The organism is Agreia sp. VKM Ac-1783 (assembly GCF_900177765.1).
GTDB lineage: Bacteria > Actinomycetota > Actinomycetes > Actinomycetales > Microbacteriaceae > Agreia.
In genome coordinates this window covers 517189-529699 of record NZ_FXWI01000002.1, presented here as the reverse complement: position 1 = coordinate 529699, position 12511 = coordinate 517189, and the positions used below count along the sequence as shown (strand labels likewise).

At 66.8% G+C, this 12511-nt stretch carries 10 protein-coding genes and 1 tRNA gene; 9 read left to right on the top strand and 2 right to left on the bottom strand.

Annotated elements, in window-relative coordinates; translation table 11 throughout:
- Position 1: 1 nt before the first annotated feature.
- Together CCK87_RS07550 and CCK87_RS07545 are read right to left on the bottom strand one after the other, a co-directional pair.
- Positions 2–697, bottom strand: a complete 696-nt coding sequence (locus tag CCK87_RS07550) for a Pr6Pr family membrane protein (protein ID WP_086460803.1) — start codon at positions 695–697, stop codon at positions 2–4.
- A 44-nt stretch (positions 698–741) separates the two neighbouring features.
- A tRNA-Arg gene (locus CCK87_RS07545) sits at positions 742–813 on the bottom strand.
- Positions 814–925: 112 nt separating this feature from the next.
- Between CCK87_RS07545 and CCK87_RS07540 the strand changes: the two genes are divergently transcribed.
- The 9 genes from CCK87_RS07540 to rho all read left to right on the top strand — a co-directional run bounded on the left by CCK87_RS07540 (position 926) and on the right by rho (position 12510).
- Positions 926–1720 carry a transglutaminase family protein gene (locus CCK87_RS07540; RefSeq protein ID WP_086461221.1) on the top strand — a complete coding sequence of 265 codons (795 nt, stop codon included), beginning with the start codon at positions 926–928 and terminating at the stop codon, positions 1718–1720.
- Positions 1721–1777: 57 nt separating this feature from the next.
- A complete protein-coding gene (gene argS, locus CCK87_RS07535) occupies positions 1778–3457 on the top strand; it encodes an arginine--tRNA ligase (protein ID WP_086460802.1) in 1680 nt (559 codons plus the stop codon).
- Between the two features lie 8 nt (positions 3458–3465).
- Positions 3466–4236, top strand: a complete 771-nt coding sequence (locus CCK87_RS07530; RefSeq protein WP_170927183.1) for a DUF2993 domain-containing protein — start codon at positions 3466–3468, stop codon at positions 4234–4236.
- Complete coding sequence (locus tag CCK87_RS07525) at positions 4233–5147, top strand: hypothetical protein (RefSeq protein ID WP_086460800.1); 915 nt, start codon at positions 4233–4235, stop codon at positions 5145–5147. The genes CCK87_RS07530 and CCK87_RS07525 overlap by 4 nt, the downstream gene beginning before the upstream one ends.
- Before the next feature lie 120 nt (positions 5148–5267).
- Positions 5268–6701, top strand: a complete 1434-nt coding sequence (gene lysA / locus CCK87_RS07520; protein ID WP_086460799.1) for a diaminopimelate decarboxylase — start codon at positions 5268–5270, stop codon at positions 6699–6701.
- Complete coding sequence (locus tag CCK87_RS07515) at positions 6698–8056, top strand: homoserine dehydrogenase (protein WP_086460798.1); 1359 nt, start codon at positions 6698–6700, stop codon at positions 8054–8056. The genes lysA and CCK87_RS07515 overlap by 4 nt, the downstream gene beginning before the upstream one ends.
- 4 nt (positions 8057–8060) lie before the next feature.
- Positions 8061–9158 carry a threonine synthase gene (thrC, locus tag CCK87_RS07510; RefSeq protein WP_086460797.1) on the top strand — a complete coding sequence of 366 codons (1098 nt, stop codon included), beginning with the start codon at positions 8061–8063 and terminating at the stop codon, positions 9156–9158.
- Complete coding sequence (gene thrB, locus CCK87_RS07505) at positions 9155–10087, top strand: homoserine kinase (protein WP_086460796.1); 933 nt, start codon at positions 9155–9157, stop codon at positions 10085–10087. Before thrC ends, thrB begins: the two co-directional genes overlap by 4 nt.
- Before the next feature lie 167 nt (positions 10088–10254).
- Complete coding sequence (gene rho / locus CCK87_RS07500) at positions 10255–12510, top strand: transcription termination factor Rho (RefSeq protein WP_086460795.1); 2256 nt, start codon at positions 10255–10257, stop codon at positions 12508–12510.
- The last annotated feature ends 1 nt before the right edge of the window (position 12511 follow it).

The window sequence follows — 12511 nt, the reverse complement described above, 5'->3', positions numbered from 1 at the left end:
GCTAGGACGCTTGTCGAAACTCGGCACGGGCGACGCCTCCGCGCCGAGAGATCCAGAGCACGCCGGCGGCCGTGAGACCGATGACGGCGGCGATCAGCACGACGTAGAACGCGACCGAGATGTAACCCTGAGCAGAGGTGTTGGGATTGAGAAAAGGGTACGGATACCAGTAATCGGTCTTGTACACCTGATCGGTGACGAAGGGCGCGCGAACCAGTGTGTAGACCACCCAGACCAGGGGATAGACCAGGATCGTGCCGATGCGACGGGCCGGGATCGCCCGGCGACCCGGAGCGAGGATCCAATCGAGAAGGAGATAGGCGGGCGCCACGGCGTGAACGATCTCATTCGACCAGCCGAGCGTCGCACCCTGCGGCAACTCGATGCCCCGGAGCAGCAGGTTATACACGACGCCGGTCACGACCATATAGCTCACGACGGCCGCGCGGGTCACCTGGAACCACTCGGGATCGTCGCCGGATCGAGTTGCGAGTAGGCCTGCCCCGACCGCCAGCACGGCGACGGCGGCGACGTTGGACTCGATCGTGAAGAAGCTGAAGAAGTTCACGACGTTGCTGCCGATGTTCGTGACGCCTCGATCCGACCAGAACGCGAGGCTCGTCAGCAATTGGCCGACGATCGCGGCGACGATGGCGATGGCGACAGCGGCCCGAAGTGCGGCGAAGAGAATCCTCATGGCGATCCGACCCCCGGATGTGCGCGGCCGACGAAGCGCCGGTGTGCCCTCGACTGGATTTGAACCAGCGACCTATTCCTTCGGAGGGAAGCGCTCTTCCGCTGAGCTACGAGGGCGTACTCCAGAAAACCTACCAGAAGCGGCACACTGTAGCGCGCGTGATCGTCCGCTGGCGATGACCGCCCGCGCAACACGAACTCGAAACATTCGGATGGCATGATGCATGCCATGAAGCGCTCCGTCTCAGCACATATCGCCGTCCGAATCGACAGCCCCGTGACGATGGTCTTCGCCGCGTCGGTGGCCGAGGGGATCACGAAGGAGGTCGAGACGATCGACTTCCGCTACGGCGACAGCAGCATCACGCCGGTCGAGATCAGTGATCTGCACGGAACGAGGCTGCACCAGTTCACCGTGGGCGCCGGAACGCTCACCATGGATTACTGGGCGACGGTGACGGGAGACGCGGTGCCCGCCGCCATCACGGCGATCGATCGCATCACCTATCTCAAGCCGAGCAGGTACTGCGAGTCCGACATCCTGCTGCCCACGGCCGTCTCCGAGTTCGCCGGCCTCAAAGGCCGTGCTCTGCTCGACGCGGTGAGCTCCTGGGTCGGGGACAAGCTGAGCTACGTTCCGGGCTCGAGCCTGCCCACCGACGGCGCCGTCAGAACCCTGCTCGCCAGGCAGGGCGTCTGTCGTGACTACGCGCACCTCGTCGTGGCCCTCCTGCGTGCCCTGGACGTGCCCGCGAGACTGGTCGCCGTGTACGCACCGGGGCTCGATCCCATGGACTTCCACGCCGTTGCCGAGGCCTTCGTCGACGGCGCGTGGTACATCGTGGATGCGACTGCGCTGGCCCCGAGGCAGAGCCTCGTCAGAATCTCGACGGGACGCGATGCCGCGGACACGGCATTTCTCACGAACCACGACGGCCTCCTCACTCTGACCGAGCTCGAAGTGACGGCGACGGTCGACGAGCTGCCGACCGACGATGTGACGCGGTTGGTGCAATTGCGCTGACGCGGCCATCGCCCACGCACGGCGGCCGGTGCGGGCTGAACGGTAAGATCGACGCTCGTGACTCCCGAACAGCTCTCCCTGGCCCTCTTCGACATCGTGACCGCTCGTATCGAGCAGCGCCGAGCCGCAGGAGAGTCCGTTCCCGACTTCGGCATCACTCTCGCAGACCTGGCCCTCGAGCGCCCGCGCAACCGCGACCACGGCGACTGGGCCTCCAACGTGGCGATGAAGTTCGCGGGCAGGCTCGGAACGAACCCCCGCGCCTTCGCCGCAGAGATCACTCCCGAGATCGAGGCCATCCCCGGCGTCGCGTCGGTGGATGTCGCGGGCCCCGGATTCATCAACATCACGCTCGACGTGGCGGCGGCCGCCGAGATCGCCCGCCAGATCGTCGACGCCGGCGACGCCTATGGGCGCAACGACTCGCTGGACGGGCTCTCCGTGAACATGGAGTTCGTGTCGGCCAACCCCACGGGGCCGCTGCATCTGGGGCACACCCGGTGGGCCGCTCTCGGCGACGCGATCGCTCGCGTGCTGCGCGCATCCGGTGCCGTCGTCGCGACCGAGTACTACATCAACGACGCCGGCAACCAGATGGACAACTTCGGCCTCTCTATTCTCGCGGCCGCCAAGGGCGAGCCCACGCCGGAGAAGGGGTACCCGGGCGCATACATCGGCGAACTCGCCAAGCACGTGCTCGAGAACGTGCCGAACCTCCTCGAGCTTCCCCTCGACGAGGCCGTGCCGCTCGCCCGAGACCTCGGATATCTGAAGCAGCTCGAAGAGATCAAGGATTCCCTCGAGCGCTTCCACGTGCACTTCGACGTGTTCTTCTCCGAGCGCACGCTGCACGCGGTCGATCCTCAGACGGGTCGCAGCCTCATCGACGATGCGGCAGACCGGCTCCGCGCTCAGGGCCACGTCTTCGAGGCCGACGACGCCGTATGGGTGCGCACCACAGACTTCGGAGACGACAAAGACAGAGTCCTGACCCGCGGCAACGGTGTCGTCACCTACTTCGCGGCCGACGCCGCCTATTATCTGAGCAAGAAAGACCGCGGATTCACCGAGAAGATCTACCTTCTCGGTGCCGACCACCACGGCTACGTCGGGCGCCTCAAGGCGCTGGCAGCGGCGGCCGGCGATGATCCGGACGTCAGCATCTCTGTGCTGATCGGCCAGTTGGTGAACCTCAACGGCGCCAAGCTCTCGAAGCGGGCTGGCAACATCATCGAACTCGACGACCTGCTCGAATGGGTCGGCGCCGATGCGCTGCGGTACTCGCTCGCCCGCTATCCCGCCGATTCGCCCCTCTCTCTCGACGGTGACGTGCTGCGCTCGAAGACCAACGACAACCCGGTCTTCTACGTTCAATATGCGCACTCGCGCACCCGATCGGTTGCACGGAACGCACTGGCTGCGGGCGTCGACCGCTCCGTGTTCGACCCCGCGCTGCTGTCGCACGAGTCCGAGACCGAGCTGCTGGGTTCGTTGCAGGAGTTTCCCCGCATCGTGCAGAAGTCGGCGGAGCTGCGCGAGCCGCACCGCATCGCCCGCTACCTCGAAGAGGTCGCCGGCCACTACCACCGCTGGTACTCGCAGGCGCGCGTCCTGCCGTTGGGCGACGAGCCCATCAGCGATCTGCATCGCACCCGTCTGTGGCTGAACGACGCGACGGGACAGGTCATCCGCAACGGACTCGACCTCCTCGGCGTCTCGGCTCCGGAACGGATGTAAGCGGGCTTGTGACGGAGTCCGTGATAGCCCCTGAGCAGAGCGCTGCTCCCCGCCGACGAAGGAGGGGGATCGTCGTCGTTCTGATTGTCGTTCTCGTGCTCGCGGTGGTGGTCGTGGTCGCCGATGTCGGGCTTCGCGCGTACGCAGAGGATCGGGCGAAGGCCGAGATCGCGGCGAGTCTGCCCGCCACTGTCGACGGAGACATCGACGTGACGATCGGCGGTTTCTCTTTTCTGCAGCAGTATCTGTCGGGCACCCTCGATCAGGTCACCATCGATGCGCCCCAGCTGTCGGTCGACGGGGTCCCCGTCGAGGCTCACGTCGTGGCTACGGGGGTTCCCACCGATCTCTCACAGCCGGTCGGCGCGGTGTCGGCACGTCTGTCGCTGAGCGGAGACGCCGTGAACAGCGTGATCCAGGTTCCGGGGGCGGCCACTCTGACTCTCGACGACCAGACGGTGGGTTACGACGGGTCGATCACCGTTCTCGGGTTCCGCCTCCAGTACCTGGTGACGGCCGGGGTGTCGGTGACCGCAGACTCCGTGGTTCTCACGCCCGAGACGGCCAAACTCACTGCGGGCTCCACCGTCGTCGACGCATCGAGCGCCCTCAGCTCGATCCTCGACGAGTCGATTCCTCTGTGCGTCGCCGACCGACTGCCGAAGGGTGTCGACCTGACATCGCTCTCGATCGACCCCGGCTCGGCGACGGTCACGCTCGACGCGTCGGACTTCACGATCGACGAGACCAGCCTGCGCACGATGGGAGCCTGCCCGTGACCGACTCGTCTTTCGTCGTCCACTCGGTCGACGGCTCCGAGGCCGGCGCCCGCGACCTCGTGGTCACCGACGACGGCGCCGTGTGGTGTGTGTTCGCCGCTGCAGGAGTCGTTGTACGGGTTGCCCCCGATGGCCGGCAGCAGAGGATCGCGCTCGGCGGAGAGTCCTCCGAACCCCACTCGGTAGCCGCGGCGACGCACGATTCGGTGTGGGTCACCGATCGGGCATCGGATCGCATCCTCAGACTCGATTCCTCCGGGGTCGTCTTCTCGGCGGCGGTCACACCCGGTGCTGCGCCAGCCGGCATCGTCGGGCAGCATGACGGCAGCGCGTGGTTCGTCGAGGAAGGAGCGGATGCCGTGGGGCACGTGGACATTCTGGGCCGGGTGAGCGAGTTCGACACGGGCGTGCCCGGAGGGGCGCCGGCATCCATCGCGTCGAACGGCTCGTCTCTCTGGTTCGCGCTTCCCGGCGCCGGACTGCTCGCCCACGCACGCGGGGGCGACTCGCTGCCCTCTCTCGTGGAGTTCGACGACCCCGCGGCCGCGCCGGCGACGGTGAGCATCGGCGACGACGGATGTGTGTGGTTCGCCGATCCCGCCCGTCACGTCGTGGGTCGCATCAGCCGTGGCGGCGTGGTCATCGAGTTCGTGCTGCCCGAGCGGGAGTGGCGACCGGTTCGCGTTGCCTCCGATGCTACGGACGGGTGCTGGTTCACGGTCGACGGCGTCGAGGCGATCGCTCGCCTCGACGGCGAGGGCCGCTCGGCCATGATCGCCGTGCCCGTGAGCGACGGAGGCGTGCCGACATCGATCGCGCTCTCTCGCGACGGCGAGCTCTGGGTGGCCCTGGAATCAGGCGAGCTCCTGCAGATCCCCGACCCCGAAAGCCTGACGGCGGACATCCAGTAGTATTCTGCTGTCGCCCTGTCTGTGGGCGCGCGAAGGCTTCAGGAACCAATCCGGGTTCGCTCGCCCCCACCCGACCATCGGTCCCGTGACGGGACGATCGATCTCACGTCAGGATCCTCCATGACCTCTGTCGCACATCCGCTCGCCCCCGACTGGCTGTCTGTGCCTCTCGACGCGAACGAGCTGTCTCCGGCCGTCTGGCCGTCGAGCGCGCTTCGCGACCGGCACGGAGTGCTTTCTCTCGGGGGAGTGCCCGCCTCTGATCTCGCTCGTCAGTTCGGAACCCCGCTGTACGTCGTCGACGAGGAGCACGTCCGTTCGCGCGCACGCGAGACTCTCGCGGCGTTCTCATCGCAGTTCGAACGCATCGGAACCCGGGCGAAGGTCTATTACGCCGGCAAGGCGTTCCTCAGCACGGCTGTGGCTCGCTGGGTCAGCGACGAGGGTCTCGGCGTCGACGTGTGCTCGGGCGGAGAACTGGCCGTCGCGCTGGCCGGCGGTGTCGATCCCTCTCACATCGGCATGCACGGCAACAACAAATCGGTCGACGAGATCGAGCGCGCCGTCGCTGCAGGGGTCGGCACGATCGTGATCGACAGCGAGATCGAGATCGAACGCGTTGCGGATGCCGCGGCCCGGCTCGGCAAGGTCCAGGCTGTCAGACTGCGGGTCAACAGCGGAGTGCACGCCCACACGCACGACTTTCTCGCGACTGCGCACGAAGACCAGAAGTTCGGGTTCCCCCTCGAGCGGGCCGAGGCCGCCGTGCGAACGATCCGTTCGCATGCCGGCCTGACGTTCCTCGGGCTGCACTGTCACATCGGCTCGCAGATCTTCGGAGCCGACGGCTTTGCCGAGTCGGCAGCCCGTCTCCTCTCGCTGCAGGCGAAGCTCCTCGAAGACGGCCCGGTGCCCGAGCTCAACCTCGGGGGAGGATTCGGCATCGCGTACACGACGGCCGACGATCCCACGCCGATCGCCGAACTGGCCGCACGCATCGCCGACATCGTGGCGGCGGAGTGCGCACGGCTGGGCATCGCTCTGCCCGTCGTGGCGTTCGAACCGGGCCGCACGATCGTGGGCGGCGCGGGAGTGACCCTCTACAGCGTGGGCACGATAAAAGACGTCGACGTCACTCTGCCGCAAGACGAGTCGGGAGCGACGGCCGTGCGGCGCTACGTGAGCGTCGACGGCGGCATGAGCGACAACGCACGCCCGGCCCTCTACGGTGCCGACTATTCCGTGCGCATCGCGAGCCGCGCATCCGATGCCGACGCCGCGCTCGTGCGGGTCGCGGGCAAGCACTGCGAGTCGGGAGACATCGTCGTGTACGCCGACTACCTCCCCGGCGACGTGGCTCCCGGCGATCTGCTGGCGGTTCCGGCCACCGGCGCGTACTGCTGGGCGCTGGCGAGCAACTACAACATCGTGGGTCGCCCGCCCGTCGTGGCCGTCGCGAACGGCGAGGCACGACTGCTCATCCGTGGCGAGACCGAGCACGACCTTCTTGCACGCGACACGGGTGTCGCATCCGACGAACCAGGAGCATCATGATCGCCTACCGCAACCTCCGAGTAGCACTGCTGGGCGCGGGTTCCGTCGGTGCCCAGGTGGCGACGCTGCTCACAGAGCACCACGACGAACTCGCGTCGCGAGTCGGCGCCGGTCTCGACCTCATCGGCATAGCCGTGCGCGATGTCGACGCGCCCCGTACGGCGCCCATCGACCCGGCGCTGTTCACCACTGACGCGATGGGGCTGATCGAATCGGCCGACATCGTCATCGAATTGATGGGCGGCATCGAGCCCGCGCGCAGCTACATCCTGCACGCCCTCAACTCGGGCGCCGACGTGGTCACGGGCAATAAGGCGCTGCTAGCGGCTCATGGACCCGAATTGCAGGCCGCCGCCGAGCAGGTGGGCGCGCAGGTGTACTACGAGGCAGCCGTCGCGGGCGCCATTCCCATCATCCGTCCCCTCCGCGACTCTCTCGCCGGCGACCGGGTGAAGCGCATTCTGGGCATCGTCAACGGCACCACGAACTTCATCCTCGACAAGATGGATGTCGAGGGCGACACCTTCGAGAACGCCCTCGCCGTGGCGACCGAGCTCGGTTATGCCGAGGCCGACCCCACCGCCGACATCGAGGGCTACGACGCGGCTCAGAAGGCGGCGATCCTTGCGCGCCTCGCTTTCCACACCGACGTTCCCGTCGAGGCGGTGCACCGTGAGGGCATCACGAAGATCACCGCCGCACAGGTCTCTCAGGCCCAGAAGGCCGGCTACGTGGTCAAGCTTCTGGCGATCTGCGAGCGGATCACCGACCCCTCCTCGGGTATCGACGGCGTCTCGGCCCGCGTCTACCCCGCCTTGATCTCGCGCCAGCATCCTCTGGCCGCGGTGCACGGAGGCAAGAACGCCGTGTTCGTCGAAGCCGAGGCCGCCGGAGACCTCATGTTCTACGGCGCCGGAGCAGGCGGGATCGAGACCGCGTCGGCCGTACTCGGCGACGTCGTGTCCGCCGCGCGTCGTCACGTCGCCGGCGGGCCGGGTGTCGCGGAGACGACACACGCCAATCTGACGATCCTGCCGATCGACAGTGTGAGCACCCGCTACCAGATCACGCTCGAGGTGTCGGATGCGCCGGGCGTGCTCGCCCGCATCGCCTCGCTGTTCAGCGAACACGGCGTGTCCGTAGAGACGGTGCAGCAGTCCATCGCGTCGGTGGAGTCAGGAGCGGTGAAGTCGGACGCGCTGAGCGCCGGAACGTCGGAGTCCTCCGGCACCGCTACCCTTGTCATTGTCACGCACGTGGCCAGCGAGCGCGCCCTATCGCGCACGGTGGCCGACATCGCAGACCAGCAGGTCGTCGTGCGGGTCGAATCCGTCTTGAGAGTTGAAGGAGCATAATCCCGTGAGCACCACACGAGCATCCCGCCAGTGGCGCGGAGTGCTGCACGAGTACGCGGACCGTCTCAACATCTCGGAGGCGACCCCTATCGTGACCCTGGGAGAGGGCGGAACGCCCCTCATCCCCGCGCCCGCGCTGTCTGCTCGCACGGGCGCCCAGGTCTATGTGAAGTTCGAGGGCATGAACCCCACCGGCTCCTTCAAAGACCGCGGCATGACCATGGCCATCTCGAAGGCGGTGGAGCACGGCGCCAAGGCCGTGATCTGCGCCTCGACCGGAAACACCTCGGCATCTGCCGCCGCCTACGCCACGCACGCCGGCATCACTGCAGCCGTTCTCGTGCCCGAGGGCAAGATCGCTCTGGGCAAGCTCAGCCAGGCGATCGCGCACAACGCCGAACTGCTGCAGGTCCGCGGCAACTTCGACGACTGCCTCGACATCGCGCGCGATCTGGCAGAGAACTACCCCGTGCACCTCGTGAACTCGGTGAACCCCGACCGCATAGAGGGCCAGAAGACGGCCGCATTCGAGGTCGTCGAGGTTCTGGGAGACGCTCCCGACTTCCACATCGTTCCCGTCGGCAACGCCGGCAACTACACGGCCTACTCGCGCGGCTACTCCGAAGAACTCGTTCGGGGCGAGACCACGAAGCTGCCACGCATGTTCGGGTTCCAGGCCTCGGGCAGCGCACCGATCGTTCGCGGAGAGATCGTTCGCAACCCCGAGACGATCGCCTCCGCGATCCGCATCGGAAATCCGGCGTCGTGGGAGCTCGCACTCGCTGCTCGCGAGGCCAACGACGGTTACTTCGGCGCCATCGACGACGACAAGATCCTCGAGGCCTACCGCATCCTCTCTGCCGAGGTCGGCATCTTCGTCGAGCCCGCCTCGGCGATCAGCGTCGCGGGACTGCTGGAGCGCGCCGACGCCGGAGTGATCGGCAAGGGCGCCGTCGTGGTGCTCACGGTCACCGGCCACGGCCTCAAAGACCCGCAGTGGGCGCTGAAGACCGCCGACGGCTCCGATGTGACTCCCACCTCGGTCGCCGTGGACACCGACGAGATCGCCGGTGTGCTGGGTCTGTCGAAAGCCTCGTCGTGAGCCTTGCCGGCCGTTCGGTGACGGTCAAGGTCCCCGCCACGACCGCGAACCTCGGCCCGGGGTTCGACACCCTCGGCCTGGCGCTTGCGCTGTACGACGAATTGACCGTCACCGTCAGGGAACAGCCCGGGGCCACCGTGCAGGTCACCGGCGTCGGCGAGGGCGAGGTTCCCACCGATGAGTCCAACCTGGTGGTTCGTGCGATAGCCCACGCCTTCGCCGCCTACGACCAGCCCATGCCCGGTCTCGACCTCGTGGCGCACAACGTCATTCCTCACGGACGCGGACTCGGCTCCTCGGGCGCCGCCATCGTGTCCGGCATAATGGCGGCCAAAGGGCTGCTCGACGGAATCGTCGACATCGATGCGCTCGGTCTGCTCGCCCTGGCCACCGAGATGGAGGGACACCCCGACAACGTCGCTCCCTGTCTCTTCGGCGGGCTCACCATCGCGTGGGTCACACCCGAGGGCCCGCAGTTCAAGAAATTGATCGTCCACCGCGGCGTTTCTCCGCTCGTACTCGTGCCCCAGGCGACGATGTCGACCGCACTCGCTCGCAGCCTCCAGCCGGAGTCGGTGCCGCACGCCGACGCCATCTTCAATGTCTCGCGCTCGACGCTTCTGATCGCGGCGCTCATTCAGAGCCCCGAGCTGCTGCTGGCTGCGACTGAAGACCGGCTGCACCAGAACTACCGCGCGGAGGCCATGCCCGACACGTCACGACTCATCGGTCTCCTGCGCGAGCAGGGATTCCCGGCCGTCGTCTCCGGAGCGGGCCCGAGCATCCTTGTGCTGTGCAGCGACCCGGCCCAGCGTCTCGCCGCCGTCGAACTCGTCGAGTCGGAATCGGCCGCGCCGTGGACGTCGCTCGTTCTGGCTGTCGACTTCAAAGGTGCTACAGTGGTCACGCATCCGGTTGAAGCGGCTTGATCCAAGCTCGTACCCGGTAGCAATCTCACACTCATCGCTGCCCCGCGACTTACGCGTACTGGCTCAGCACCTCTCGCCCATACGCCTCGTACACGGACAGCTCTCTGCGTAGTACCACCCCGGCCTAAGGCTCGGAGCGGACAGCAGTGGAAGGAAACCCCACACACGTGACTGACGTCAATCTCCGCGCCCCGGGCGCGGAAACCCCCACAGTTCTTGCCGGCCTCAAGGTCGCAGAGCTCCAGGCCCTCGCACAGTCCCTCGGCATCAACGGTGCCGCCAGACTCCGCAAGGGCGAACTGGTGCAGGCGATCACCGAGCGCCAGGCATCCGACACGGCCGACTCGGCTGCGGCCTCAGACGACTCCGTCGTCTCTGCCCCCGTCGAGGCGTCGGCGGAGCAGCCGACGCTCGTCGAGGTCTCAGAGCCTGCAGAGAATGCAGACGATGCGGTCGTCGATGGCGGCGTCGATGCCGCCCTGGTCGACGCTTTCGTCGCTGCACCGCTGAACGACATCGTTCCCGTAGACGAGATCGTCGAGGCAGAGCGGCCGCAGATCGATACCTCTGCGCCGCGCAAGCGGGCCCCGCGCCGGGCGAAGTCCGTCGACGGTGCCGGTGCCGTCGAGTCTGAACCCCGTGTCCAGGCCGTCTCGCACGTGAACGCGAAAAGCGACGAGCTCTCGGCGCTTCTCCCGCCCGTCACCCGCGGCCGCGCAGCCGATAAAGACGCTCGTGCGTCGGAGCCGCGCGCGACCGAGAATGCTCAGGCGGGTGACGCAGACGAGTCTCGCTCGGACCAGCCTCGTGAGCAGGGCGGTCGCCAGGGTCGCAACCGCAATCGGAACCGCGATCGTGATCGCAACCAAGACAAGCAGAACGGCGCGGATCAGTCCGCCGACACCCAGAACCCCGACCGCGCGTCGACCGAGCGATCGGGCGCAGCCCGCGGGCAGGGCGATCGAGCTCAGGCAGAGAACGGCCAGAACGGTCGTAGCCAGAACGAGAACGGTCGCGGAGGTCGTGCACAGGACGACAACGCGCAGAACGGCCGTGGCCAGAACGGCCGCAACCAGAACGAGCGCGCCCAGAACGAGCGCCCGCAGAACGAGCGCCCGCAGAACGATCGCGGCGACTCGAACGGACCCGTGCTCGACGAAGACGGTCGTGGCGACCGCAGCGCGCGCAACCGCTACCGCGACCGCAAGCGTCGCGGACAGACGGGCAACGACGACCTCGAGCCCGAGATCAGCGAAGACGATGTTCTGATCCCGGTGGCCGGAATCCTCGACATCCTCGACAACTACGCCTTCGTTCGCACCAGCGGCTACCTGCCGGGCAACAACGACGTCTACGTCTCACTCGGCCAGGTCAAGAAGTACAACCTGCGCAAGGGCGACGCCGTCGTCGGTTCCATCCGCCAGCCACGCGAGGGCGACGGCAACGGCCGTCAGAAGTACAACGCGATCGTCAAGATCGAGTCGATCAATGGGCTTCCTGTCGACGAGGCCGCGAACCGCGTCGAGTTCAACAAGCTGACGCCGCTCTACCCGCAGGAGCGTCTGCGCCTCGAGACCGAGCCCGGCAAGTTGACGCAGCGCATCATCGACCTCGTGGCCCCCATCGGAAAGGGCCAGCGCGGCCTGATCGTGGCGCCCCCGAAGGCCGGAAAGACGATCGTTCTGCAGCAGATCGCCAACGCGATCTCGACGAACAACCCCGAGGTGCACCTCATGGTCGTTCTCGTCGACGAGCGCCCCGAAGAGGTCACCGACATGCAGCGCACGGTCAAGGGCGAGGTCATCGCCTCGACCTTCGACCGCCCTGCCGAAGACCACACCACGGTTGCCGAACTCGCTATCGAGCGCGCCAAACGCCTGGTCGAACTCGGACATGACGTCGTCGTGCTGCTCGACTCGATCACCCGACTCGGACGCGCATACAACCTGGCGTCACCTGCCTCCGGTCGTATCCTCTCCGGCGGCGTCGATGCCTCGGCTCTCTACCCGCCGAAGCGCTTCTTCGGTGCAGCGCGCAACATCGAGAACGGTGGATCGCTCACCATTCTCGCCACCGCACTCGTCGAGACCGGCTCGAAGATGGACGAGGTGATCTTCGAGGAGTTCAAGGGAACGGGCAACAGCGAGTTGCGCCTGTCGCGCCAGCTCGCAGACAAGCGCATCTTCCCGGCGGTCGATGTCAACGCATCCTCCACGCGCCGCGAGGAGCTGTTGATGGGCGTCGACGAGACGAAGATCACGTGGAAGCTGCGCCGCGCCCTCGCGGGTGTCGACCAGCAGCAGGCGCTCGAGATCGTTCTAGGCCGTCTGAAAGAGACGACGTCGAACGTCGAGTTCCTCATGCAGGTGCAGAAGACGATGCCCAATCCGACGGGTCACAACGGACGCGACCTGGAGAAGTAGG